The following is a 24,388-nucleotide window of genomic DNA, read 5'->3' as shown; positions in this document are numbered from 1 at the left end:
GTTCGCGTGCACAGACACCGATCCGGTGCACAGGCGGCGGTCCCGTGCACAGGCCGCGCCCAGCCCTCAGGAGTCGGCGCGGGTGTTGACCTCGTAGGAGGTGTTGATGGACTCGAAGAAGTTCACCAGCTGCAGCGTGTCGTTGGCGGTGGCCATCCACTTCGCCGGGTTGGCGACGCCGTAGGCCGGCTCGAAGCCGAGCTCCTCCAGCCGCCGGTCCGCCAGGTAGCGCACGTACTGGTTGATGTAGTCCGCGTTGAGGCCGAGGATGCCGTTCGGCAGCATGTCCCGGTTGTAGGCCTCCTCCATCTCCACCGCCTGCAGGATCATGCCGCGGATCTCGTCCGCGAACTCCGGCGTCGCGACGTCCGGGTTCTCCTCCAGGACGGTGAGGATGAGGTTGATCCCGAACTTCAGGTGCAGGCTCTCGTCCCGGACGATCCAGTCGATGAGCGAGCCGAAGTTGCGCAGCAGGTTCCGCTGCCGGAAGCTCAGCGCCACCATGAACCCGGAGTAGAACCAGATGCCCTCGAGGATGACGTTGTAGGCCACGAGGTTGCGGACGAAGTCCTGCTTGCCCTCGGTCGTGGAGATGTCGAGGGTCTGCTCGGTCATCCGCCGGATGAACCGGACCTCGAACTCCTCCTTGGCGGCCATCGACGGCACCTGCACGTGCGAGCTGTAGGCGGCCTCCCGGTCGATGGGGAAGGTCTCCAGGACGTACTCGAAGCTCATGCAGTGGTTGGCCTCCTCCCACATCTGCTTGGCGAGGTAGAGGTGGCACTCGGCCGCGTTGACGTAGGGATAGACACCGAAGGCCAGGGCCTTGTTGACGAGCAGCTCGTTGGGGTTGAAGTAGGACATGAGGAAGGTGAGGGCGTGCCGCTCGTCCGCGCTCATCCGCTCGAAGTCGCCGAGGTCCTCGCCGAGCTGGATCTCGTTGGGGAACCACGTGTTGGCGACGGCCTGGTCGTAGAGCTCCATGGCCCAGGGGTAGGTGACGGGCTTGAGCAGCAGGCCCTCGCGGATCCCGGTGCCGAGGATGCCGCTGCTGATGGTCGTGTCGAGGGTGTCGGTCATGAGGGGGTCTCCTCCAGGAGGTGAGGTATGCGGGTGGTCACTGGCAGGAGTCGCACTGCAGGCGCTCCATGGGGTCGGTCGGGCACTGCTGGCCGTCGACCTCGTCGACGACGGGCAGCTGCTCGACCTGGGGCGGCGCCTGGACGGGCGTCGGGGCCACCGCCGTCGCGGCGGGGGCCGTGCCGAACCCGCGTCGCGGCGGGGTGCTGGAGGCGCCACCGAAGCCGCGCCGGCCGCCGGAGGACCCCGCCGCGGACGGCTCGGCCGCCTTGTTGACCTTGACCGTCGACTGCTCGGCGGTGTGCCGCGGCATCATGTGCAGGTAGTAGGTGGTCTTGACGCCCATCCGCCATGCCGCGGAGTAGAGCTCGGCCATCGAGCCGATGTCGCGGCTGGCGAGGTAGATGTTGCGGCTGATGGCCTGGTCGATCCACTTCTGGGCGCGGGCGGCCACGTGCAGGAAGGCGTAGGGCGAGAGCTGGAAGCTGGTGCGGTAGATCTCCTGCAGCTCGGCCGGCACCCCCTCCACCTTGGACAGGTCGCCCTGGTGGCGCAGCAGGTCCTCGCGCACCTGCTCCCACAGGCCGTGCTGGCGCAGGTCCTCGACGAGGTTGCGGTTGACCTCCAGGAACTTGCCGGCGCTGGTGGCGCGGCTGAAGATCTGGCTGAACTGCGGGTCCAGACCCGGGGTGGTGCCGGCGACGAGACCGATCGAGGCCGTGGGGGCGATGGCCATGAGGGTCGAGTTGCGCATCCCGCCGCGGACCTTCTCGCGCAGGACGTCCCAGTCCATGGTGGCGCGGCGGTCGACCTCGACGGTGAGGCCGCGGTCGGCCTCGAGCAGGTCAATGGTGTCGACGGGCACCATGCCCTGGCTCCACCGGGAGCCCTCGAAGGTCGGGTATGCCCCGCGCTCGCGGGCCAGGTCGGCGCTGGCGTCGACGGCGTGCCAGGAGACGAACTCCACCAGCCGGTCGATGAGGTCGTAGGCCTCGGCCGACTCGTACGACAGGCCCATCCGCTCCACGACGTCGGTGAACCCCATGACCCCCAGGCCGAGGGCACGGTTCTGCTCGTTGGAGTGCTCGGACTCCGGGACCGAGCTGATGGTGATGTCGATGAGGTTGTCGAGCTGGCGCACGGCCAGCCGGGCCGACCGGGCCAGGCGGTCCCAGTCGATGGTGACCTCGCCCGTGCTGTGCCGCCCGTGCACGTGGCGGGACAGGTTGATCGAGGCGAGGTTGCAGACCGAGACGTTGTCGCGGTCCTGCGGGAGGGTGATCTCGGTGCACAGGTTGGAGGAGTGGATGGTCCCGGTGTTGTCGTTGAGCGCCCGGGTGTTGACGGAGTCCTTCCAGGTCAGCCACGGGTGGCTGGTCGTCTGCAGGGAGACGAGGATGGCCTTCCACTGCTCCCGCGCGCGCAGCCTTTTGTGCCGCAGCTCGCCAGCCTTCGCGCGGGCGACGTAGCCGGCATACCGCGCGGAGAAGTCGGCCCCCGTGGCCTCGGTGAGGTCGGGGGTGTCCAGCGGGTCGAAGAGGAACCACTCGTCGTCCGCGGCGACCCGCTTCATGAACTCGTCGCTCAGCCAGACGGCGGTGTTGGCGGTGCGGGTGCGGCGGTAGGGGTCGCCCGAGTTCTGCCGCAGGTCCAGGAAGGCCGGGAAGTCGAGGTGCCAGTTCTCCAGGTAGAAGCACAGGGCGCCGAACTTCTTGCCGCCCCGGCTCACGGCGCGCAGCGTGGAGTCGATGGTGTGCATGAAGGGGATCGGTCCGGTCGAGGTGGTGTTGTTGGACCGGATCGGGCTGCCCTCGCAGCGCAGCTTGGAGACCGACAGGCCGATGCCACCGGTGCCCTTGGTGAGCCACATGACGTCGCGCACGCTCTTGGCGATGTGCTCGATGTCGTCCTCCATCTGCATGACGAAGCAGTTGGAGAGCTGGCTGTAGGCGGTGCCGGCGTTGACGAGGGTGGACCCGGCGGCGAGGTACTCCAGGCGGGACATCGCCTCGTAGAACTGCAGCGCCGCGGCCGTGGGGTCGGCCTCGTTCAATGCCAGCCCCATCGACACGCGCATCCAGAAGAACTGCGGCGTCTCCATCACGGTCCTGGAGCGGTCGACGTCGCTCAGGGCGTAGCGGGTGCGCAGCGTCTGCGCACCGGTGTAGCGCAGCAGGTCGTCGCGCGCGGGGTCGAGCGCGGCGGCCAGGGCCTCCAGGTCGAAGAGCTCGGTCAGCCGCGGGTCCAGCAGGCCCAGGCGGACACCCTTGGCGACGACCCCGGGGAAGTACTGCCGGTGCTTGGCGGCGACGACCTCGGGGTCGTCCTCGCCGAGCAGGTCGCGGGTGTCGCCGAAGACGGCCTTGTACATCGTCTTGACGAGCAGGCGGGAGGCGATGGTGTCGAAGGCCGGGTCGTCCTTGACGTTCTGCAGGGCGACCTGGACGACCGCCTCGTCCAGCTGCTCGCTGGTGATCCCGTCGAAGAGGGTGATCTCCAGCTCGGACTGCAGCTGGGTGGCGCGCACGACCGCGTCGTCCAGCCCGGCGGCGGCCGCCTCGATGGAACGGGCGATCTCGTGCCCGTCGTAGGGCACTCGCGTGCCGTCGCGCTTGATGACAGTGATGGTGGCCATCGGTTCACCCCTCGTGAACTCGGTCCTGCTGCGGACGCGCCCGGGACGGACGAGGGGAGAGGGGTATGCCGCGGTGCCCCGCCGACGTCGCGGGTCGCCACTGCCAGCCCCAGACCGTCCCTCGCGGTCACGAGCCACGGACGGCGTCGGGCCGTCCGTGCACTGGCAGGTCTTCGGACTCACGGGCGAGGTCCGGAGAGTTCTCCGGACGGACCTACTGGTCGCGGCTTCCCACGCCCGGGGGCGCAGTGCCATGAGTGCGACGGTCGTTCCCGTTCACCGCTGCGGGGCAGTCCCGGGTTCTCACCGGGTTCCCTCTTGCGACGACCACGACCCACGGGAGTCCCACGGACCGCAGCCGAACCAGCTGCGTGCGCCACTATATACAGACGAATGACACCGATGTAACCCCCACATCTTGTGAACCCCACCGAGCGCCGCCCGTGGTTGCCCTCCGCCCCACCGAGCGCCGTGAGTGGTTCCTTGCACCCCACCGAGCGCCGTGAGTGGTGGGCCCTGCGCCACCGGGCGTCCCCGACCGGCACCTCCTGACACACTGGCCCCGTGGAGTTCTACAGCGCCTACGACCAGGGCTTCGCCCGCATCGCCTCGTGCACCCTGCCGGTCGCCATCGCCGACCCGGCGACCAACGCCGAGCGCACCGCCGAGGTGGTGCGCGGGTGCGACGCCGAGGGTGTGGCGGTCGCGATCTTCCCCGAGCTCGGGCTGACCGGGTATGCCATCGACGACCTGCTCCTGCAGGACGCCGTGCTCGACGCGACCGTCGAGGCGATCTGGTCGGTCGCGGAGGCGACCCGCGAGCTGCTGCCGGTCGTCGTGGTCGGGGCCCCGCTGCGCCACCGCAACCGGCTCTACAACTGCGCGGTCGTCCTCCACCGCGGCGAGGTGCTGGGCGTGGCACCCAAGTCGTACCTGCCGAACTACCGCGAGTTCTACGAGAAGCGCCACTTCGCCGCCGGGGTCGGCACCGACGGCCAGACCCTCCGGATCCCTCGCCCGGGGACCACGGGGGACGTGGTGGAGGTGCCCTTCGGCCCTGACCTGCTCTTCCGCGCCACGGACGTGCCGGGCCTGGTGCTGCACGTCGAGGTGTGCGAGGACGTGTGGGTGCCGGTGCCCCCCTCTGCGGAGGCGACGCTGGCCGGAGCGACGGTCGTCGCGAACCTCTCGGGCAGCCCGATCACCGTCGGCCGCTCCGCGGAGCGGCACGCCCTGTGCGCCGACGCGAGCTCGCGCATGCTGTGCGCCTACGCCTACGCGGCGGCCGGGGAGGGCGAGTCCTCGACCGACCTGTCCTGGGACGGGCAGACCATGGTCCACGAGCTCGGGCGGCTGCTCGTGGAGTCCGAGCGCTTCGCGCGGGGCCCGCACCGCAGCGTCGCCGACGTCGACCTGCTGCGCATCCGCGCCGACCGAGCCCGGCAGGGCAGCTTCGACGACAACGCGCTCGCCCTCGCCGACCGGGTCACCCGCTTCCGGACGGTCGACCTCGTGCTGGACCCGCCGCGGACCGACATCGGCCTGCGCCGCACCGTGGACCGCTTCCCCTTCGTCCCGGACGACCCCGCCGACCTGGCGCAGGACTGCTACGAGACGTTCAGCATCCAGGTCACCGCGCTGGCCCAGCGGCTGGCCGCGATCGGCGACCCCAAGGTCGTCATCGGGGTGTCCGGGGGCCTGGACTCCACGCACGCCCTCATCGTCGCGGCCCGCGCCATGGACCGCGCCGGGCGACCGCGCAGCGACATCCTCGCCTTCACCCTGCCCGGCTTCGCGACCAGCGACCACACCAAGGACAACGCCACCGAGCTCGCCACCTCGCTCGGGGTGACCTTCGAGGAGATCGACATCCGGCCCCTGGCCCGGCAGATGCTCGAGGACCTCGGGCACCCCTTCTCCGAGGGCGAGCCGGTCTACGACGTGACCTTCGAGAACGTCCAGGCCGGCCTGCGCACGGACGTCCTCTTCCGCGCCGCCAACCAGCGCGGCGGCATCGTCCTGGGCACCGGTGACCTCTCGGAGCTGGCGCTGGGCTGGTGCACCTACGGCGTGGGCGACCAGATGTCGCACTACACCGTCAACTCGGGCCTGGCCAAGACCCTGATCCAGCACGTCATCCGCTGGGTGGTGGGCGAGGGGCTCTTCGAGGCCCGCACCGGCGAGGTCCTCACCTCGATCCTGGACACCGAGATCACCCCCGAGCTGGTCCCGGCCGGCGAGGACGGGCAGGTGCAGTCGACGCAGGAGAAGATCGGGCCGTACGAGCTGCAGGACTTCACGCTGCACCACGTCCTGCGCTTCGGTATGCCGCCCAGCCGGGTCGCCTTCCTCGCCTGGCACGCGTGGCGGGACGTCGAGCGCGGCCCGTGGCCGCCCGGCTTCCCGGAGGAGGGGCGCAACGCCTACGACCTGGCGCAGATCCGCCGCTGGCTCGTGCTCTTCGTCGAGCGGTTCTTCGCCTTCAGCCAGTTCAAGCGCTCGGCGCTGCCCAACGGGCCCAAGGTGTCCTCCGCCGGGGCCCTGTCGCCGCGCGGGGACTGGCGCGCCCCCTCCGACGCCAACGCCCGGGTGTGGCTGGCCGAGCTGGACGCGCACGTCCCGCCCGCCTGAGCCGGGCCCCGCCGCTGCGGACAGGATCCCTGCGCCAGCCCCGGTCGTGACCGCATACCGTGCGGTCGGCCAGCGTGATCCCCGCAGTCGCACCGGTCCGCGTCACCGGTTTGACGCATCATCCATGCCGTGGAATAAGGTTAGGCATAATCCTTGCTTACCTCTGGGCAGGCACACCGACGTGGGTGCCTGCTCACCCTTGTGACCGGACGGAAAGCCGCACCAGATGCCGAAGAGCCAGCAGGACGCCCCGCTGATCGTCGAGGGCCCGCTGTCCGACAACGAGCGCCTCAAGCGGGAGAGCAACTACCTGCGCGGGACGATCGCCGAGGACCTGCAGGACCAGATCACCGGCGGCTTCAGCCCCGACAACTTCCAGCTCATCCGCTTCCACGGGATGTACCAGCAGGACGACCGGGACATCCGGGCCGAGCGCGCCCAGCAGAAGCTCGAGCCGCTCATCAACGTCATGCTCCGGGCCCGCGTGCCCGGCGGCGTCATGACGCCCGAGCAGTGGCTGGCCGTCGAGGACTGGGCCGAGCAGCACACCCTCTACGGCTCGGTGCGGCTGACCACCCGCCAGACCTTCCAGTTCCACGGCGTCTTCAAGCCGGACATCAAGGACGCCCACCGGGCCATCCACGCGGTGGGCCTGGACTCCATCGCCACGGCCGGTGACGTCAACCGCAACGTCCTCTGCTCCAGCAACCCCCTGGAGTCCGCGCTGCATGCCGAGGTGCACGACTGGTCCCGGCGCATCTCCGAGCACCTGCTGCCGCGGACCACGGCGTACTACGAGATCTTCCTCGACGGCGAGAAGGCGCTGAGCACGCAGGAGCCGGTGCTGGGCGAGACCTACCTGCCGCGCAAGTTCAAGACCACCGTGTCGCTGCCGCCGGACAACGAGGTCGACCTGCACGCCAACGACCTCAACTTCGTCGGGATCGTCGAGGACGGCACCCTCGTCGGCTGGAACGTCCTCGTCGGCGGCGGGCTCGCGATGACCCACGGCGACACCAACACCTACCCGCGCACCGCGGACGACCTCGGCTTCGTCCCGCTCGAGCACACCCTCGCGGTGGCCGAGCACGTCGTCACGGTGCAGCGCGACTGGGGCAACCGGGTCGACCGCAAGAACGCCAAGACGAAGTACACCCTCGACCGGGTCGGCACCGACGTCTTCAAGGCCGAGGTCGAGCGACGCGCCGGCATCACCTTCGAGCCCTCCCGGCCCTACACCTTCACCTCCCGCGGTGACCGCTTCGGCTGGGTCAAGGGCACCGACGGCACCTGGCACCTCACCGTCTTCATCCTCAACGGCCGCGTCCGCGACGAGGAGGGCAGGCCGATCAAGACGGGCCTGCGCAAGATCGCCCAGGTGCACCGCGGCCACTTCCGGCTCACCGCCAACCAGAACCTCGTCATCGCCGGGGTCCCCACGGCGCAGAAGCGGACGATCGAGCGGATCGCCCGCCAGCACGGCCTCGTCGACGACACCGTCACCCCGCAGCTGCGCAACTCCATGGCCTGCGTGTCCTTCCCGACCTGCCCCCTGGCCATGGCCGAGTCCGAGCGCTTCCTGCCCGGCTTCGTCACCCAGGTCGAGCAGCTGCTGGTCAAGCACGGCATCCCGGACGACCACATCGTCCTGCGGGTCTCCGGCTGCCCCAACGGCTGCTCGCGCGCCATGCTCGCCGAGGTGGGCCTGGTGGGCAAGGGCCCGGGGAAGTACAACCTGCACCTCGGCGGGGACCGCATCGGCACCCGGGTGCCCAAGCTCTACCGGGAGAACATCAGCCCCGAGGTCATCCTCGAGGAGCTGGACCACCTCGTCGGCGCCTGGGTCTCCGGGCGCGAGGAGGGCGAGGGGTTCGGCGACTTCCTCATCCGCACCGGGGTCGTGGCGAAGGTCACCGTCTCCCGTACCGACTTCCACGCCTGACCAGCCGAGAGGACCACCCATGAGCGCTCTCGCCACCCACGACGGCTGCAGCACCCTGCCGTTCTCGCCGCACGACCTGGGGTCGGCGGCGGCCGGCCTGGAGGGGTGCAGCGCCCAGCAGCGCATCGACTGGGCCCTGCAGCACCTGCCCGGCGGGTATGCCGTGACCTCCAGCTTCGGGGTCCAGTCCGCCGTCATGCTGCACCTGGTGACCCGGGCGGTGCCCGACGTGCCGGTCCTGCTCTTCGACACCGGCTACCTCTTCCCGGAGACCTACCGCTTCGTCGACGAGCTCACCGACCGGCTCGGCCTCAACCTGCACGTCTACCGCTCGCCGATGTCCCCGGCCTGGCAGGAGGCGCGCTTCGGGCGGCTCTGGGAGCAGGGCGTCGAGGGCATCACCGAGTACAACCGGATCAACAAGGTCGAGCCCATGCAGCGGGCCATGACCGAGCTCGGGATCGGCACGTGGTTCAGCGGGCTGCGCCGTGAGCAGTCCACCGGCCGCGCCGGGCGTCAGCCGGTGGAGCAGCAGAACGGCCGGGTCAAGGTCCACCCCGTCGTCGACTGGACCGACCGCGACGTGCACCGCTACCTCACCGAGCACGACCTGCCCTACCACCCGCTCTTCCACGAGGGCTACCTCAGCATCGGCGACACCCACACCACGCGCCGGGCCGCCGACGAGCTGGACGCGGAGGGATCGCGCTTCTTCGGTCTGGTCCGCGAGTGCGGGCTGCACGTGGAGCAGGAGGGCGCATGACGACGACGCCCCAGCTCCTCCAGGGCGCGAGCCCTCTGACGCCGGACCAGCACCAGCGCTTCGCCGAGCTGGCCGCCACGCTCACGCCGCTGCAGCGGATGTGGGTCAGCGGCTACCTCGCCGGCAGCGCCGAGGGCGCCGACCCGGCCGGCCCCGCCGCCGCGGCCTCCGCCGAGGCGGCCACCCTGACCGTCCTCTACGGCTCCCAGACCGGCAACGCCCGGCACGTGGCGGGCGACCTGGCCCAGGCCGCCCGGGCCCGGGGGCTCACCGTGTCGCTGGTCGACATGGCCGACTACAAGCCCACCCAGCTGAAGTCCGAGCGCTTCCTCACCGTCGTCGTCTCGACCCACGGCGAGGGCGACCCCCCGGAGAGCGCGGAGAAGCTGCATACCTTCCTCACCTCCCGCAAGGCCCCCGACCTCTCCGGCGCCCAGGTCACCGTCCTCGGGCTGGGCGACTCCAGCTACGAGTTCTACTGCCAGGCCGCCGTGGACTTCGAGGACCGGCTGCGCGCGCTCGGCGCGACCGTGGTCGCCGAGCGGCTGCTGCTCGACGTGGACTACGAGGACCAGGTGGACGGCTGGGTCGAGTCCACGCTCGACGTCTTCGAGCCCGAGCTCACCGCCGTCACCCCCGCGGGCGGGACCGTCGTCCAGATGCCGGGACTCGCGGCGGCGGCACCGACGGCATACTCGCGCCGCAGCCCCTTCCTCGCCGAGATCGGGGAGGTCCAGAAGATCACCGGACGGACGAGCACCAAGGACGTGCGGCACGTCGAGATCTCGCTGGAGGGGTCCGGGCTGACCTACCAGCCGGGGGACTCCCTCGGGGTGTTCTTCCGCAACGACCCCGAGGCCGTCGACGGGGTCCTGGCGGTCCTGGAGCTGGACGGGGCGCAGGAGGTGACCCTCGGCGGGTCCACGACCACGCTGCGCGACGCCCTGCTCGACGACCTCGAGCTCACCCAGTCCTACCCCGGTTTCGTGCAGAGGTATGCCGAGGCGGCCGGTCTGGAGACGCTGGCCGAGTTGGCGCAGGACACAACGGCGCTGCGCTCGTTCCTGGAGGAGCGGCAGATCTACGACATCCTCCACGAGCACCCGGCACCGGTCGGTGCGCAGCAGCTGGTCGACGCGCTGCGCAAGATGCAGCCGCGCCTGTACTCCATCGCCTCCAGCCAGCGCGAGGTCGAGGACGAGGTGCACCTCACCGTCGGCGTGCTCGAGTGGGACGGCTTCGGCCGCCCGCACCTGGGCGGCTGCTCGGGCCACGTGCGCCGCTCCGAGGAGGGCGACCGGGTCAAGGTCTACGTCGAGTCCGGCGAGCACTTCCGGCTGCCGCAGGACCCGGCCGTGCCGACGATCATGGTCGGCCCGGGCACCGGGATCGCCCCCTTCCGCGCCTTCCTGCAGGAGCGGGACGCCGCCGGGGCCGAGGGCGAGAACTGGCTGTTCTTCGGCAACCCGCACTTCACCCAGGACTTCCTCTACCAGGTGGAGATGCAGGGCTACCTCAGGTCCGGGCTGCTGACCCGGATGGACGTCGCCTTCAGCCGGGACCAGGCCGACAAGGTCTACGTCCAGGACCGGCTGCGGCAGCACGGGGCCGAGGTCTACGACTGGCTGGAGCGGGGGGCGCACCTCTACGTCTGCGGCGACGCCGACCGGATGGCCAAGGACGTGCACGCCGCCCTCGTCGACATCGTCGCCGAGCACCGTGGCGTGGGCAGCGAGGCCGCCGAGGACTACCTGGTCGGGCTGCGCGACGCCCGGCGCTACCAGCGCGACGTCTACTGAGGCCGCGCCCGGGTCAGAGGACCCCACGGTCTGCGCGGCTCGGGTGGGGCGGCCGGGTCAGGCGACCCACTGGCCGCGACGGGTCAGCACGTCCTTGAGCACGTCGGCGCGGTCGGTCATGATGCCGTCGACCCCGAGGTCCAGCAGACGCTCCATCTCGGCCGCCTCGTTGATGGTCCACACGTGCACGAGCTTGCCGATCTCGTGGGCCGCGTCCAGCGTCGTCGGGGTGACGACCTCGAGGCCGTGGTGGTGCGGCGGCACCTGCAGGGCGTCCACGGCGCGCAGGGCCCGGGCCGCGACGGTGGCCCGGATGAGCGGTGGCAGCGTCGCCGCCGCCCGGAACGACGCCGTGCTGCGCTGCCCGGCCGAGGTCGCGACCGGTCGGGTCAGACGCATGACGGCGGCGTCGCGCCGCTGGTCGGAGAAGCTGGTCACGCAGACCCGACTGTGCGCCTGCGTGCGCTCGATGACCTGCACGAGCGGCACGATCGCGCCCGGGGTCTTGATGTCGATGTTGACCCGCACCTCGGGGAAGGACCCGAGCAGGTCCTCGAGCCGGGGGACCGGCTCGCTGCCGGCGATGCGCGCGCGGGAGACCTCCCGCCAGGACAGCTCGGGGATGGCACCGCGCCGGTCGGTGACGCGGTCGAGCGTCTCGTCGTGGAAGGCCACGACGACCCCGTCCCGGGTGGCGTGCACGTCGGTCTCGACGTAGCGGTAGCCCAGGTCCACGGCCGCCTGGAAGGCCGGCATGGAGTTCTCCAGCCCGGTGTCACCGGCGTCGAACCCGCGGTGGGCCATCGCGATGGGGCCGGGGTGGTCCAGGTATGCCGTGCGCACCCTCGAAGGGTATCGGCTGGGCGGCGCCGGTCACACGTCGCTGCGCGGTGCCTCGATCTCGGAGGTCACCGGCTCGTCCGGCACCAGCTCGCCGACCCCGTCGAGGACCTCGTCCGGCCGGAACGGGTAGGACGAGAGGGTGTCCGCGGTGCTGATCCCGGTCATGACGAGCACGGTGTGCAGGCCCGCCTCCATGCCGGCGATGATGTCGGTGTCCATGCGGTCGCCGATCATGCCGGTGCTCTCGCTGTGCGCGCCGATGGTGCGCAGCGCGGACCGGAACATCATCGGGTTGGGCTTGCCCACGACATACGGCTCCCGTCCCGTCGCCTTGGTCACCAGGGCGCTGATCGCCCCGGTCGCCGGCAGGATGCCGTCGGCGCTGGGCCCGGTCGCGTCCGGGTTGGTGACGATGAAGCGGGCGCCGTCGGCGACGAGCCGCACCGCCGTCGTGATGGCCTCGAAGGAGTACTGCCGGGTCTCGCCGATGACGACGAAGTCGGGGTCCTTCTCGGTCATGGTGAAGCCGACCTCGTGCAGGGCGGTGATGATGCCGGCCTGGCCCACGACGTAGGCCGACCCCCCGGGCTTCTGCGTGGCGACGAAGTCGGCGGTCGCCAGGGCGCTGGTCCAGATGCGCTCCTCCGGCACCGGCAGCCCGGCGTGGCGCAGGCGGGCCGAGAGGTCGCGCGCGGTGTAGATCGAGTTGTTGGTGAGCACGAGATAGGGGGTGTGGGTCACCTCCCAGTGGTCGATGAGCGCCCGGGCGCCCGGCAGCGCGTGGTTCTCGTGCACCAGGACGCCGTCCATGTCGGTCAGCCAGGCGTCGATGTCCTCACGGGTCCGCATGGTCCCAGCGTAGGGCCGCCAGATGACGGCGAGGTTTCCCCGACCGGTAGGGACCGCGCTCCGGGCTGCCCGTGAGGGCCGGCTCAGCGCAGCCGCAGCGGGCCGGAGTCCGGCGGCGGGGGAGAGGGCTCACCCACCTCGTCGAAGGGGCGGACCCCGCGCTCGGCCGCCGCGACCTCGGTGCTGGGCCGCCAGCGGGTGGGAAAGGGCGCCCGCGCGGCGGCGCGCGTGAGGGTCACGTCGTCCACGGGCCGACGGGAGGCCACCAGCACGACGTTGCCGTAGCGCTTGCCGGAGGCCACCTCGCGCAGCACGAGCTGGCCGACGTGCGGGAGCGCGGTGCGCAGGGTGGCTCCGAGCCGGGCCACCCAGCGCAGGCCCGGCAGGTCGGCGGCGTTGACGAGCAGCAGGCCGTCAGGGGCGAGCACCCGGGCCAGCTCCCGGGCGAAGGCCTGCCCGGCCAGCGCACCAGGGACCCGGCCCTCGTCGTAGGCGTCGACCACGACGACGTCGGCCGAGCCGTCGCGCAGGCCCGGGAGGCCCTCCTGGCCGGTCTGCGGACGCACCCGGATCCGGTGGCCCCGGGGCAGCGGCAGCTCGCGGCGCACCAGCTCGGTGAGCGCGGTGTCCGGCTCCAGGACGATCTGCGGCGACCCCGGGTGGGTGCGGTGCACCCAGCGGGCCAGCGTCATCCCGGCCCCGCCGACGTGCGTCACCGCCAGGGGAGCGGGGTCCGGCCGCAGCGACTCGAGCACCAGGGCGAGGTGCTGGACGTACTCGAAGACGAGCAGCAGCGGGTCGTCGGTGTCGACGTAGGACTGCGGGTGGCCGTCCCGCAGGACGGTCACCCCGCCGCGCTCGTCCCGGACGAGCTCCACCTCAGATGTCGCGGAAGGTCTGGATCCGCGCGCCGAGCGCGTTGAGGCGGGTGGCCAGGTCCTCGTAGCCGCGGTTGATGACGTAGACGTTGCGCAGCACCGAGGTGCCGGGAGCGGCCAGCATGGCCAGCAGGATCACCACGCCCGGGCGCAGGGCCGGCGGGCACATGATCTCGCCGGCGCGCCACCGGGTCGGACCCTCGATCATCACCCGGTGCGGGTCCATGAGGTGGACCTTGGCCCCCAGCGTGGTGAGCTCGGTGAGATAGATGGCGCGGTTCTCGTAGACCCAGTCGTGGATGAGGGTCGAACCCTGCGCGCAGGCCGCGATGATCGCGAAGAACGGCAGGTTGTCGATGTTCAGGCCCGGGAAGGGCAGCGGGTGGATCTTGTCCAGCGGCGCCCGCAGCGGACCCGGCACGGTGGTGAGGTCGACCAGCCGGGTATGCCCGTTCGCGCTGGCGTACTCCTCCGACAGGTCGCACTCGAAGCCCATCGTGCCCAGGACGGCCAGCTCGATCTCCATGAACTCGATCGGCACCCGTCGGATGGTGATGGCGCTGCCGGTGACGACCGCCGCCGCCAGCAGGCTCATGGCCTCGATCGGGTCCTCGGAGGGGGCGTACTCGATGTCGGTGTCGATCTCGCCGACGCCTGTCACGGTGAGGGTGGTCGTGCCCAGCCCCTCGATCTGCACCCCGAGCTGCTGCAGGAAGACGCAGAGGTCCTGGACCATGTAGTTGGAGCTGGCGTTGCGGATGACCGTCGTGCCGGTGTGCCGGGCGGCGGCCAGGAGGACGTTCTCGGTGACCGTGTCGCCGCGCTCGGTGAGCACGATCGGTCGCCCCGGGGAGGCCGCCCGGTCGACGGTGGCGTGGTAGCTGCCGGTGGTGGCGGTGACGTCGAGACCGAAGTGACGCAGCGCGATCATGTGCGGCTCGACGGTGCGGGTGCCGAGGTCGCAGCCCCCGGCATACGGCAGCTCGAAGGTGTCGAACTCGTGCATGAGCGGCCCGAGGAACATGATGATGGTGCGGGTGCGGCGCGCCGCGGCCTCGTCCATCGCGTCGAGGTCGATGCGCTCCGGCGGGACGATCTCGAGGTCGGAGGAGTCCGGGAGCCAGCGGATCTTAAAGCCGATGCTGCTCAGCACCTCGGTGATGCGGTTGACCTCCTCGATCCGGGCGAGGTTGCGCAGCGTGGTGCGCCCCTTGTTGAGCAGCGAGGCGCACAGCAGCGCGACGGCGGCGTTCTTGGAGGTGCGGACGTCGATGTCCCCGGACAGCTTGACGCCCCCCTCGATGCGCAGGTTCTGCGGGATGCCCGAGGAGACCTGGACGATCTCGGAGTCCAGCTTCTCGCCGATCCGGGCGATCATCTCCAGGGAGAGGTTCTGCTTGCCCTGCTCGATGCGGGCGACGGCGCTCTGGCTGGTGCTCAGCAGCTCGGCCAGCTCGGCCTGGGTGAGGTCCTTGTGCCGACGGGCGTCGCGGATGAGCCCGCCGATGCGGGAGAGGTAGCTCTCGGTCATGGAATCAACCTTAGATCACATATATGAGATATGGCTGGGTGGATGCGGTGGTGGTGCGCCGGGATCGTTCGGCGTTGCGCTCCGGGCAGCGGCGGCACCCGAGGCCTACGCTGGGGACGTGGTGAGCCGGATCTCCGACCAGCGGCCGCGGCGCCGAGCCGCGGCGGACCCTGTGACGCCCGACGCCGGCGTCTTCCAACGCGCTCTCGACGGTATCAGGAGCGTCGCCCTGCGACCGGAGATGGTCATCGAGGAGGTGCCCGCCCCCAGCCGGCTGGCCCCGCACGCCGTCGCGCTCTCCGGGGAGGTCGTCCCCTCCCGGCTGGAGGACGAGGACCCCATCGCCACCGGCCGTTTCGTGGTGCTGCACGACCCGGAGGGCCCCGAGCCGTGGGAGGGGACGTGGCGGGCCGTCACCTACGCCAAGGCGCAGATGGAGCCGGAGGTCGGGCACGACCCGCTCGCCGGGCAGGCCGGCTGGTCCTGGCTCACCGACGCCCTGGAGCAGGCCGGGCTCGGCTGGACGGCCGCTGCCGGGACCGTGACCTGCGTGACCTCCGAGAGCTTCGGGGCGCTCGCGGACCGTGAGCCCTCGGTCGAGCTGGAGATCCGCGCCTCGTGGACCCCGGTCCTCACCGACGGCGACGAGGCCCGTGAGATGGCCGCCCACCTCGGCGCGTGGGGAGACCTGCTCTGCACGCTGGCGGGGCTCCCGCCGCTGCCCGAGGGCGTGGTCGCGCTGTCCGGGGTCCGCCGCTGAGATGAGCTCCGACCTCCCCGACGACGACCCCGGCTCGGACTTCCATCGGCTGGAGGCACCGCCCGAGGGGGTGCCGACGGTCGTGGACACCCCCGAGGGCATGGACGACGCGCTCGCCGCCCTGGCCGCCGGCGAGGGACCGGTCGCCGTCGACGCCGAGCGTGCCTCCGGCTACCGCTACGGCCAGAAGGCCTACCTCGTCCAGCTGCGGCGCGAGGGCGCGGGCACCTGGCTCATCGACCCGGTCCCCTTCCCGGACCTGCGGGGGTTGGACGAGGCCCTGGCCCCGGCCCAGTGGGTGCTGCACGCCGCCACCCAGGACATCCCGTGCCTGGCCGAGCTGGGCCTGCGCCCGCGCTCGCTCTTCGACACCGAGCTGGGGGCCCGGCTGGCCGGCCTGCCGCGGGTGGGGCTGTCCGCGGTCCTCGAGTACTACCTCGGCTACACCCTGGCCAAGGAGCACTCGGCCGTCGACTGGTCCACCCGGCCGCTGCCCGAGCCGTGGCTGCGCTACGCCGCCCTGGACGTCGAGCTGCTCGTCACGCTGCGCGCCCGGATGGAGCGCGACCTGCGCGAGCAGGGCAAGCTGGAGTGGGCCGAGCAGGAGTTCGCCGCGCTCTGCGACTTCACCGGTCCGCCCGGGGCCGACGAGCCGGACGCGTGGCGGCGGACCACCGGGATCCACCGGTTGCGGAAGCGACGCTCCCTGGCCGCGCTGCGCGAGCTGTGGCTGACCCGCGACGCCATCGCCCGGGAGCGCGACGTGCCCCCGGGCCGCGTCCTGCCCGACGGCACCCTCCTCGACCTCGCCCAGCGCATGCCCGGCCAGGCCTCGGCGCTGGCCTCGGAGCGCAAGGAGAGCTCACGGACCCGGCAGCGGCGGGCCGAGCAGGGCCTGCTGCGCCACCAGCGGGCGTGGCTGTCGGCCATCCGCACGGCCGCAGAGCTCGCCGACGAGGACCTGCCCGAGCCCGCCCGCCGCAGCGACGCCCCGCCGCCGCCCCGCGCCTGGGCGGACCGCGACCCGGCCGCGGCGGACCGCCTCACCGAGGTGCGCGCCGCGCTGGCCGAGCTGTCCGAGCGGCTGGAGATCCCGGTCGAGAACCTCATGACCCCCGACGTCGTCCGGAGGGTGCTCTGGACGCCGCCCGAGGACCCGACGACCGAGGTGGTGGAGCAGCGCCTCGCCGAGCTCGGTGCGCGCCCGTGGCAGCGCGAGCTGGTGGTACCGGTGCTTGTGCAGGCGCTCCAGGCGCACCGCTGACGGGACGCGCACCGCAGACTTCGCTGCGCGGGGATCCCCACCGAGCGTCGCGGATGGTTGCCCCAGCCCCCACCGAGCGCCGCGGATGGTTGCCTCAGTCCCCACCGAGCGCCGCGAATGGTTGCCTCAGCGGGCGGAGATCTCGTGCACGAGCTCCACGACCCGGGTCAGCACGGTGGGGTCGGTGTCGGGCAGCACCCCGTGCCCGAGGTTGAAGATGTGCCCGGGGGCGTTCCGGCCCTCCTCGACGATCTCCCGGACCCGCGCCTCCAGCGCCGACCAGGGGGCGAAGAGCAGCGCGGGGTCGAGGTTGCCCTGGACGGCGTACCGGCCGCCGGTCCGCTCCACCGCGTCGGTGAGGCTGACGCGGTAGTCGACCCCGATGACGTCGGCGCCGGCGTCCGCCATGGCCGGCAGCAGCTCCCCGGTGCCGACGCCGAAGTGGATGCGCGGGATGCCGAGGTCCGCGACCCCCTCGAGCACGGAGCGGCTGTGCGGCTCGACGTGGCGCAGGTAGTCGGCCCGCGAGAGGTGCCCGGCCCAGGAGTCGAAGAGCTGCACGGCGCTCGCGCCCGCCTGCGCCTGCACCCGGAGGAAGGCCCCGGAGATCTGCGCCAGCCGGGCGCACAGGTCGCTCCACAGCTGCGGGTCGCCGTGCATGAGCGCCTTGGTGCGCTCGTGGTTCTTGGAGGGACCGCCCTCGACGAGGTAGGACGCCAGCGTGAAGGGCGCACCCGCGAAGCCGATGAGGGGGGTGCCGCCCAGCTCGGCGGTCAGCAGCCGGACCGACTCGGTGATGTCGGGCACGTGCTCGGGGGTCAGCTCGGGCAGCCGGTCGAGGTCGGCGCGGGTGCGGATCGGCTCGGCGATGACCGGGCCGGTGCCCGCGACGATGTCGACGTCCACCCCCACGGCCTGCAGCGGGACGACGATGTCGCTGAAGAAGATCGCGGCGTCGACCCCGTGCCGGCGCACCGGCTGCAGGGTGATCTCGGTGACCAGCTCGGGGGTGCGGCAGGAGGTCAGCATGGCGACGTCCTTGCGGACCTCGCGGTACTCCGGCAGCGAGCGTCCGGCCTGCCGCATGAACCACACCGGGGTATGCGGCACGGGCTGGCGTCGGGCCGCGCGCACCAGGGTGCTGTCGGCCAGGTCGGGGGTGGGGTCGAGCGTCGGCGAGGCGGCGGAGGTCACCCCTGCAGTGTCCCACGCCCGGCCGGGCCCGCCGGGGTGCGCCGGCGCCGCAGCCACCACAGGGCCGGCACGGCCACCAGGGAGGCGACGAGGGCGAACGGCAGCAGTGCGCCGACCAGGGTGAGGACCATCGTCACCGACGTGGTGAAGGCCTGCCACCCCTGGCCCAGCCCGCCGACGAAGCCCGTGCGGGGTGCCACCTCCTCGAGGTCCTCGGTCCTCTCTGCCAGGTGCAGGGTGATGGTCGAGAGCGCCACGTCGTCCTCGAGCACCTGCATCCGGGCCTTGAGCGCGTCGAGCTCGGCCTCCCGGGTGGTCAGCTCACTCTCCAGGTCGGCGATGTCCTGGAGCGAGGAGGCTTCCGCCACGAGCTCGCGCAGCCGCTCCGCCCCTGCCTCCATGGTGGCGATCCTGGCCTCCACGTCGCGGTACTCGGTCGTGACGTCCTCGGCGTTGCTGCGGCTGGCCCGGACCTCGCCGAGCTCGCCCAGGCTGGTGACGACCGTGTCGAGGTCGGCGGAGGGGACCCGCAGGACGAGCGAGCCGTAGCCGTCCCCGGACTCCCGGGCCGGGACGACGTCCTCGGAGGAGACGTAGCCGCTCGCGGCGGTCGTGGTCGCGCGCGCCCGGGTCACCGCCGCGCCCACGTCGTCGACGACCAGCTCGAGCTCGACGCTGCGCACCATGAGGGGGGCCTGCGCGTCCGCGGCGGACGTGCCGAGCTCGGCGGCGGTGCCGAGCTCGGCCTCGTCGTCCACCGACACGTCATCCACCGACCCGTCGTCCGCACCGGCCGCGTCGCCGGCCTCCGCCCCGGCGTCGGAGACGTCCACCGCCTGATCGGAGGTGCTGGTGCCTCCCGAGCCGGTGCACCCGGTCAGCAGGAGCAGGAGGGCGAGCAACCCCGCCGTCAGTCGTGCGGTCATGGGGTCCTCCTGGGGTCGGGCGCATCGTGTCCTGCGGTCGTGACCTGCGACGGGGCAGCCGTGGGGGCCGTTCCGGGCGCGGCGTCACGATCCGGTCACGGTGCGGTCACGGCCCCGCACCCGGGGCCGGTGCCCCGGGTGAGACGCTGGAGGTATGACGTCCACCCTGGTCATCGGCGGCGGCATCAGCGGTCTCGCGGCGGCGCTGGCGCTGCTCACCGAGGACGGGCGCCTGGCGGCCGGGGACGAGGTCACCCTGCTCGAGGGGGCCGACCGGGTGGGCGGCAAGCTGCGCGGCGAGCAGGTCGCGGGGCAGCTGGTCGACACCGGGGCCGAGGCCATGCTCGCGCGGCGGCCGGAGGGGACCGACCTGGTGGCCCGCGCCGGCCTCGCCGACGACCTGGTCCACCCCACCGGGGCCCGCGCGCAGGTGTGGAGCCGCGGACGGATCCACCTGCTCCCGCCCCGCACCCTCATGGGGGTGCCGGCGGACCCCACCCTGCTGGACGGGGTGCTGACCGACCAGGAAGTGGACCGCGCCCTCGCGGAGGAGGTCAGGCCGCTGGAGGAGGACGACGTCTCCGTGGGGGACCTGGTGGGCTCTCGCCTCGGCCCGGCCGTCGCCGAGCGGCTGGTCGAGCCGTTGCTGGGCGGGGTCTACGCCGGGCACGCCCGGCTGCTCTCGGCCCGGGCCGCGCTGCCGGCCCTGCTGCGCGCGGCCCAGGACGGGCAGCGGCTGCAGGACGCCGCCGGCCGGCTGCTGCCCACCCCGACCGACGGCACCCAGTCGGCCGCCGCCGCCCCCGTCTTCGCCGGGGTCCGTGGTGGGCTGCACCGCTGGCCGCAGGCCCTGGCCGGCCTGCTGTCCGACGCCGGCGTCCGGCTCGAGACCGGGGTGGTCGCGCGCGAGCTCCGACGAAAGCCCGAGGGGGGCTTCGAGGTGGTGACGGGGCCGCGGCCGAGCCCCACGGCATACCGGGCCGACCGGGTGGTGCTCGCCCTGCCCCCCGCCCCCGCGGCCCGGTTGCTCGACCCGGTGGCGCCCGGCGCCGCCCGCGCGCTGGGCACGGTCGAGACGGCCTCCATGGCCGTGCTGACCTTCGCCCTGGACACCGCGGAGCTGGGCGGGCTCGACGGCTCCGGCATCCTCGTGCCGCCCGTGGACGGGCGCACGATCAAGGCGGCGACGTTCAGCGCCACCAAGTGGGCCTGGGTGCACGAGCTCGGCCGGGACGCCGGCGGGCCGGGCCGCCACCTCACCTTCCTGCGGGCCTCGATCGGCCGGCACCGGGAGGAGGTCACGCTGCAGCGCCCCGACGGTGAGCTGCTCGACGCGGCGCTCACCGACCTGGGTGACGCCCTGGGCCGCGCGCTGCCGGCGCCGGTCGACGCGCACGTGCAGCGCTGGGGCGGCGCGCTGCCGCAGTACGCCGTCGGTCACCTCGACCTCGTCGAGCGGGTGCGCGCGGACGTGGCCCGCGTCCCCGGCCTGGCGGTCTGCGGGGCGACCTACGACGGGGTCGGCATCCCGGCCTGCATCGCCTCGGCCCGCCGTGCCGTGGCCGACCTGCGCCAGGGACAATGAGAGATATGGCCGACTACTCCCACCCCACCGCCGAGCAGGCCGAGGAGATCAACGCCTCGATCCGCTACGCCGCCTACTCCGTCTTCCGGGCCGTCACCCCGCTGCCCCAGGGCAAGGCCCGCGCCGCCCTGGCCACCGAGGTCGCCGAGCTGTTCGCCACGCTGGAGGCCGAGGGTCTGGTCGTGCGCGGCGTCTACGACGTCTCGGCCCTGCGCGCCGACGCCGACCTCATGATCTGGTGGCACGCCGAGCGGGTCGAGACCGTGCAGCGGGCCTACCAGCAGTTCCGGCAGAGCGCCCTGGGTCAGCACCTGGAGCCGGTCTGGAGCAACGTCGCGATCCACCGGCCGGCGGAGTTCAACCGCGGCCACGTGCCGGCCTTCCTCTCCGGTCAGGACGCCAAGGACTACCTGTGCGTCTACCCCTTCGTCCGGTCCTACGACTGGTACGTGATGGACGCGGGGGACCGGTCGCGGATGCTGCGCGAGCACGGGGAGGCGGCGCGCGACTACAAGGACGTGCTGGCCAACACCCTCGCGAGCTTCGCGCTGGGGGACTACGAGTTCCTGCTGGCGTTCGAGGCCGACGAGCTGCACCGCATCGTCGACCTCATGCGCGAGCTGCGCAACACCGAGGCGCGCCTGCACGTGCGCGAGGAGGTCCCGTTCTTCACCGGGCCGCGGGTGGAGCTGCCGGCGCTCGTCGCCGGCCTGCCCTGAGCCGACGACCGGGAGCAGGTATGCCGCCGCCCGCGGCGGGTGCGCCGCGGGCGGTCCGACGTGGGGCTGCTCAGGCCTTGGGCTGCAGCGTCATCGCGATGCTGTTCATGCAGAAGCGCTGGTCGGTGGGGGTGTCGTAGCCCTCGCCCTCGAAGACGTGACCCAGGTGGGAGCCGCAGGAGGCGCACCGCACCTCGGTGCGGGTGCGGCCTAAGGAGTCGTCCTGCAGGTACTCCACCCGGTCCTCGGCGAGCGGGGAGTAGAAGCTCGGCCAGCCGCAGTGGCTCTCGAACTTGGTCTCGCTGCGGAACAGCTCGGCGCCGCAGGCACGGCAGGCGTAGACCCCCTCGGTGGTGGTGTTGGTGTACTCACCGACGAACGGGCGCTCGGTGCCGGCCTCGCGGAGCACGGCGTACTCCTCCGGCGAGAGCTGCTCGCGCCACTCCTGCTCCGAGCGGGTGGTGCGGTAGCCCTTCGCGTCGGGCTTGCTGGCGTCGGTGGCGGGCGTGCTGTGGTGGTTCATGCCGGTGACAACGACGTGAGGGGTCGATTGCTTCCGGGCAGGTCGGTGGGTGCCGCTAGGTTGTCATCATGCCCGCCGACGCGCAGACCCTCACCGCCCCGGGGCCCGACGGCCGGGTCCGTGACGTCCGGCTGTCCAGCCCGGACAAGGTCGTCTGGCCGGCCACCGCGCACGGCGCGACCGTCACCAAGGCCGGCCTCGCGGCATACCTGGAGGCCGTCGCCGAGCCGATGCTCCGCGCGCTGGGCGACCGGCCGGTCACCCTGCAACGGGTGCGCGGGGGCATCGAGGGGGAGGAGTTCTACTCCAAGAACCCGCCGAAGGGGGTGCCCGACTGGTCGCGGACCACGGTCTGCACCTATCCCTCGGGGCGCAGCCACCCCCAGCTCGTCATCGACGGGGGCGACCTCGCGACGCTGCTGTGGACCGCGCAGATGGGCACCGTCACCTGGCACCCGTGGCCGGTGCGCTCCGGCGACAACGACCACCCGGACGAGCTGCGGATCGACCTGGACCCCCAGCCCGGGCGCGCCTTCGCCGACGTCGTCGAGGCCGCCACCGCGCTGCGGGAGGTCATGACGGAGGCGGGGCTCACGCCCTTCGTCAAGACGACCGGCAACCGCGGGGTGCACGTCTTCGCCGCGATCGAGCCGCGGCTGGAGTTCCTCGAGGTCCGGCACGCCGTCATCGGTCTCGCCCGCGAGCTCGAACGGCGCCGGCCCGACCTGGTGACCACGGCGTGGTGGAAGGAGGAGCGGGGGGAGCGGATCTTCGTCGACTTCAACCAGGCCACGCGCGACCGCACCCTGGCCGCCGCGTGGAGCACCCGCATCCTGCCCGGTGCCCCCGTCTCGGTCCCGGTGACCTGGGACCAGCTCGCCGAGGTCGACCCCACGGCCCTCACCCTGCACACCGTCCCCGACTTCCTCGCCGAGCACGGGGACGCCTGGGCGGACCTGCACGCGTCCCCGGGGGTGGTCGACGGAGCCTACGCGCTGTGGGAGGCCGACCTCGAGCGCGGGCTGGGGGAGCTGAACTTCCCGCCGGACCACCCCAAGATGCCGGGGGAGCCGCCGCGGGTCCAGCCCTCCAAGAAGGTCGCCGAGCACTGGGACGAGCACGGTAACCGGGTCGAGAAGGCCTGAGCGCGCCGCGCCCACCGCGCCCTGGTCGAGAGGGTCCTGTGGACGGCGTCGGGCCCGTGTACGAGTCCCCCGGGACCGTCTGCGTAGGGGTCGGTCAGCCCAGGGTCGGTCAGACCACGGTCGTCGCGAGGTAGAGGGCGCCCGAGCCCTCGAGCGTGATGCGGCCGGGGCGGTCGACGAAACCCGCCTCGCCGCGGGCCAGGGTCAGCCCGCCGCCCGGGTCGCCGTGGCGCCCGCTGCGCAGCGTGAACTCCCCCTCCAGCACGAGCGCGACCGCGGCGCTGCCGGCAGCCACCTCGGCCGGGCCGGTCACCTCCACCAGCTGCCAGGGCACGGTCGCGCCGGTCTCCTGCGTGCTCGGACGGTAGGCCCGCACCCCCGGGCCGAGGTCGACGGGCGCCAGCAGCGGGGGCGGCCCCGGGGTGACGTCCAGCACGTCCAGCAGCTCGGGGACGTCCACGTGCTTGCCCGTCAGGCCTCCGCGCAGGACGTTGTCGCTGGGGCCCATCACCTCGACGCCCAGCCCGCAGAGGTAGGCATGGATGTTGCCCGCCGGCAGCCACAGCGCCTCACCGGCGGCCAGGGTGACCCGGTTCAGCATGAGCGCGACGGCGATCCCCGGGTCGCCGGGGTGGTGGCGCGCCAGCAGCCGGACGAGGTCGTCCTCGGCCTCCGGCAGGCCGGTGGGACCCGCCCCGCTCAGCGCATCGACCATCCGGTCCACCGCCTCGTCCCCGGAGAGCAGCCACCGCAGCGCCGCACCAGCCCCGGCCGCGGGGCTGCCGGCGGCGACGAGCAGCGAGCGCCATCGCGACCAGCCGTCGGTCGGGACCCCGGCCGCCAGGCGGTCGAGCAGATCGACGACCTCGGCCACCGGCCGGAAGCCGCACAGCGCGTCGAAGCCGTCCTCCACGGCGAGCAGCACCTCGGGCTTGGCGTGCGGGTCCCGGAAGCTGCGCGCGGGTGCGTCCCGGGGGATCCCGGCGGCCTCCTCCCGCGCGAAGCCGGCGCGGGCCTGCTCGGGGCCGGGGTGGGCCTGCAGCGACAGCGGCGCACCGGCGGCGAGCAGCTTCATGAGGAAGGGCAGGGTGTCGCCGGTGGCGTGCTCCCAGGCCGCGAGGTCGGGCCAGGGCGCGCCCCCGGGGTGGCCGGTCAGCACCCGGCTGGGCGCGGCCGGGTGGGCGCCCAGCCACAGCTCGGCCTCGGGCCGCCCGGTCGGCTCCTGGCCGCGGACCGCCGAGATGCCCCCCGGCCGCCCCCAGGCGTAGTCCCGGACCACGCCGTCGATCCTGACGATGCCGCTCATCCGGCCACCCTACTG

General features: G+C 72.6%; 19 protein-coding genes and 1 riboswitch. Of the genes, 9 read left to right on the top strand and 10 right to left on the bottom strand.

What is annotated here, in order from left to right:
• Window positions 1-66: 66 nt before the first annotated feature.
• Window positions 67-1,080: a ribonucleotide-diphosphate reductase subunit beta gene (locus AVL62_RS08800; RefSeq protein WP_058891285.1), complete on the bottom strand. Its 1,014-nt coding sequence runs from the start codon at window positions 1,078-1,080 to the stop codon at window positions 67-69.
• Between the two features lie 37 nt (window positions 1,081-1,117).
• A complete protein-coding gene (locus tag AVL62_RS08795) occupies window positions 1,118-3,715 on the bottom strand; it encodes a ribonucleoside-diphosphate reductase subunit alpha (RefSeq protein WP_058891284.1) in 2,598 nt (865 codons plus the stop codon).
• 146 nt (window positions 3,716-3,861) lie between these two features.
• A riboswitch (cobalamin riboswitch) is annotated at window positions 3,862-4,098 on the bottom strand.
• Window positions 4,099-4,279: 181 nt separating this feature from the next.
• On the opposite strand from AVL62_RS08795, the gene AVL62_RS08790 reads away from it, so the two are divergent.
• The 4 genes from AVL62_RS08790 to AVL62_RS08775 all read left to right on the top strand — a co-directional run bounded on the left by AVL62_RS08790 (window position 4,280) and on the right by AVL62_RS08775 (window position 10,850).
• Window positions 4,280-6,346, top strand: coding sequence for an NAD(+) synthase (locus AVL62_RS08790; RefSeq protein WP_058891283.1), 2,067 nt, complete (start codon window positions 4,280-4,282; stop codon window positions 6,344-6,346).
• A 226-nt stretch (window positions 6,347-6,572) separates the two neighbouring features.
• Entirely contained in the window at window positions 6,573-8,288 is a 1,716-nt protein-coding gene (cysI, locus tag AVL62_RS08785; RefSeq protein ID WP_058891282.1) for an assimilatory sulfite reductase (NADPH) hemoprotein subunit, read from the top strand.
• 19 nt (window positions 8,289-8,307) lie between these two features.
• Window positions 8,308-9,051 (top strand): phosphoadenylyl-sulfate reductase, encoded by a 744-nt coding sequence (locus AVL62_RS08780; protein ID WP_058891281.1) that lies wholly within the window; start codon window positions 8,308-8,310, stop codon window positions 9,049-9,051.
• Window positions 9,048-10,850, top strand: coding sequence for an assimilatory sulfite reductase (NADPH) flavoprotein subunit (locus AVL62_RS08775; protein ID WP_058891280.1), 1,803 nt, complete (start codon window positions 9,048-9,050; stop codon window positions 10,848-10,850). The genes AVL62_RS08780 and AVL62_RS08775 overlap by 4 nt, the downstream gene beginning before the upstream one ends.
• 57 nt (window positions 10,851-10,907) lie before the next feature.
• On the opposite strand, the gene AVL62_RS08770 is transcribed toward AVL62_RS08775, so the two are convergent.
• From AVL62_RS08770 to AVL62_RS08755, 4 genes are all read right to left on the bottom strand, one after another.
• Entirely contained in the window at window positions 10,908-11,693 is a 786-nt protein-coding gene (locus tag AVL62_RS08770; RefSeq protein WP_083518825.1) for a glycerophosphodiester phosphodiesterase, read from the bottom strand.
• 30 nt (window positions 11,694-11,723) lie between these two features.
• Window positions 11,724-12,542, bottom strand: coding sequence for an HAD-IIA family hydrolase (locus AVL62_RS08765; RefSeq protein WP_058891279.1), 819 nt, complete (start codon window positions 12,540-12,542; stop codon window positions 11,724-11,726).
• A gap of 83 nt (window positions 12,543-12,625) precedes the next feature.
• Window positions 12,626-13,420: a spermidine synthase gene (locus tag AVL62_RS08760; RefSeq protein WP_058891278.1), complete on the bottom strand. Its 795-nt coding sequence runs from the start codon at window positions 13,418-13,420 to the stop codon at window positions 12,626-12,628.
• A 1-nt stretch (window position 13,421) separates the two neighbouring features.
• Window positions 13,422-14,951 (bottom strand): helix-turn-helix domain-containing protein, encoded by a 1,530-nt coding sequence (locus AVL62_RS08755; protein ID WP_058891277.1) that lies wholly within the window; start codon window positions 14,949-14,951, stop codon window positions 13,422-13,424.
• A 118-nt stretch (window positions 14,952-15,069) separates the two neighbouring features.
• On the opposite strand from AVL62_RS08755, the gene AVL62_RS08750 reads away from it, so the two are divergent.
• Together AVL62_RS08750 and AVL62_RS08745 are read left to right on the top strand one after the other, a co-directional pair.
• Window positions 15,070-15,711 carry a DUF3000 domain-containing protein gene (locus AVL62_RS08750; protein WP_083518824.1) on the top strand — a complete coding sequence of 214 codons (642 nt, stop codon included), beginning with the start codon at window positions 15,070-15,072 and terminating at the stop codon, window positions 15,709-15,711.
• Between the two features lies 1 nt (window position 15,712).
• On the top strand, window positions 15,713-16,975 hold the full coding sequence (locus tag AVL62_RS08745; protein WP_058891275.1) for a ribonuclease D: 1,263 nt from the start codon (window positions 15,713-15,715) through the stop codon (window positions 16,973-16,975).
• Between the two features lie 126 nt (window positions 16,976-17,101).
• On the opposite strand, the gene hemE is transcribed toward AVL62_RS08745, so the two are convergent.
• Together hemE and AVL62_RS08735 are read right to left on the bottom strand one after the other, a co-directional pair.
• On the bottom strand, window positions 17,102-18,169 hold the full coding sequence (hemE, locus tag AVL62_RS08740) for a uroporphyrinogen decarboxylase (RefSeq protein ID WP_058891765.1): 1,068 nt from the start codon (window positions 18,167-18,169) through the stop codon (window positions 17,102-17,104).
• A complete protein-coding gene (locus AVL62_RS08735; protein ID WP_058891274.1) occupies window positions 18,166-19,095 on the bottom strand; it encodes a DUF4349 domain-containing protein in 930 nt (309 codons plus the stop codon). The genes hemE and AVL62_RS08735 overlap by 4 nt, the downstream gene beginning before the upstream one ends.
• A 154-nt stretch (window positions 19,096-19,249) precedes the next feature.
• Here AVL62_RS08735 and hemG point away from each other — a divergent pair, with 154 nt between their 5' ends.
• The gene (gene hemG / locus AVL62_RS08730; RefSeq protein ID WP_058891273.1) at window positions 19,250-20,680 is read left to right on the top strand and encodes a protoporphyrinogen oxidase; all 1,431 of its coding nucleotides are present in this window, start codon (window positions 19,250-19,252) and stop codon (window positions 20,678-20,680) included.
• Window positions 20,681-20,685: 5 nt separating this feature from the next.
• Window positions 20,686-21,399, top strand: coding sequence for a hydrogen peroxide-dependent heme synthase (hemQ, locus tag AVL62_RS08725; protein WP_058891272.1), 714 nt, complete (start codon window positions 20,686-20,688; stop codon window positions 21,397-21,399).
• A 70-nt stretch (window positions 21,400-21,469) separates the two neighbouring features.
• Here the strand turns inward: hemQ and msrB are convergent, their stop codons facing one another.
• Entirely contained in the window at window positions 21,470-21,922 is a 453-nt protein-coding gene (gene msrB / locus AVL62_RS08720) for a peptide-methionine (R)-S-oxide reductase MsrB (RefSeq protein ID WP_058891271.1), read from the bottom strand.
• A gap of 68 nt (window positions 21,923-21,990) precedes the next feature.
• Here msrB and ligD point away from each other — a divergent pair, with 68 nt between their 5' ends.
• The gene (ligD, locus tag AVL62_RS08715) at window positions 21,991-23,067 is read left to right on the top strand and encodes a non-homologous end-joining DNA ligase (RefSeq protein ID WP_058891270.1); all 1,077 of its coding nucleotides are present in this window, start codon (window positions 21,991-21,993) and stop codon (window positions 23,065-23,067) included.
• 109 nt (window positions 23,068-23,176) lie between these two features.
• On the opposite strand, the gene manA is transcribed toward ligD, so the two are convergent.
• Complete coding sequence (manA, locus tag AVL62_RS08710) at window positions 23,177-24,373, bottom strand: mannose-6-phosphate isomerase, class I (protein ID WP_058891269.1); 1,197 nt, start codon at window positions 24,371-24,373, stop codon at window positions 23,177-23,179.
• Between the last annotated feature and the right edge of the window lie 15 nt (window positions 24,374-24,388).

It is taken from the genome of Serinicoccus chungangensis, from assembly GCF_001483745.1.
Taxonomy (GTDB): domain Bacteria; phylum Actinomycetota; class Actinomycetes; order Actinomycetales; family Dermatophilaceae; genus Ornithinicoccus; species Ornithinicoccus chungangensis_A.
The sequence above is the reverse complement of the archived record's forward strand: the minus strand, read 5'-3'. Positions and strand labels throughout refer to the sequence as shown.

Bases quoted from the DNA above. Each gene is read 5' to 3' on its own strand.
- hemG (WP_058891273.1), top strand. From the start codon at position 19,250: ATGACGTCCACCCTGGTCATCGGCGGCGGCATCAGCGGTCTCGCGGCG.
- manA (WP_058891269.1), bottom strand. From the start codon at position 24,373: ATGAGCGGCATCGTCAGGATCGACGGCGTGGTCCGGGACTACGCCTGG.
- AVL62_RS08800 (WP_058891285.1), bottom strand. From the start codon at position 1,080: ATGACCGACACCCTCGACACGACCATCAGCAGCGGCATCCTCGGCACC.
- AVL62_RS08795 (WP_058891284.1), bottom strand. From the start codon at position 3,715: ATGGCCACCATCACTGTCATCAAGCGCGACGGCACGCGAGTGCCCTAC.
- AVL62_RS08745 (WP_058891275.1), top strand. From the start codon at position 15,713: ATGAGCTCCGACCTCCCCGACGACGACCCCGGCTCGGACTTCCATCGG.
- msrB (WP_058891271.1), bottom strand. From the start codon at position 21,922: ATGAACCACCACAGCACGCCCGCCACCGACGCCAGCAAGCCCGACGCG.
- AVL62_RS08755 (WP_058891277.1), bottom strand. From the start codon at position 14,951: ATGACCGAGAGCTACCTCTCCCGCATCGGCGGGCTCATCCGCGACGCC.
- AVL62_RS08775 (WP_058891280.1), top strand. From the start codon at position 9,048: ATGACGACGACGCCCCAGCTCCTCCAGGGCGCGAGCCCTCTGACGCCG.
- hemQ (WP_058891272.1), top strand. From the start codon at position 20,686: ATGGCCGACTACTCCCACCCCACCGCCGAGCAGGCCGAGGAGATCAAC.
- cysI (WP_058891282.1), top strand. From the start codon at position 6,573: ATGCCGAAGAGCCAGCAGGACGCCCCGCTGATCGTCGAGGGCCCGCTG.
- AVL62_RS08735 (WP_058891274.1), bottom strand. From the start codon at position 19,095: ATGACCGCACGACTGACGGCGGGGTTGCTCGCCCTCCTGCTCCTGCTG.
- ligD (WP_058891270.1), top strand. From the start codon at position 21,991: ATGCCCGCCGACGCGCAGACCCTCACCGCCCCGGGGCCCGACGGCCGG.
- AVL62_RS08780 (WP_058891281.1), top strand. From the start codon at position 8,308: ATGAGCGCTCTCGCCACCCACGACGGCTGCAGCACCCTGCCGTTCTCG.
- AVL62_RS08765 (WP_058891279.1), bottom strand. From the start codon at position 12,542: ATGCGGACCCGTGAGGACATCGACGCCTGGCTGACCGACATGGACGGC.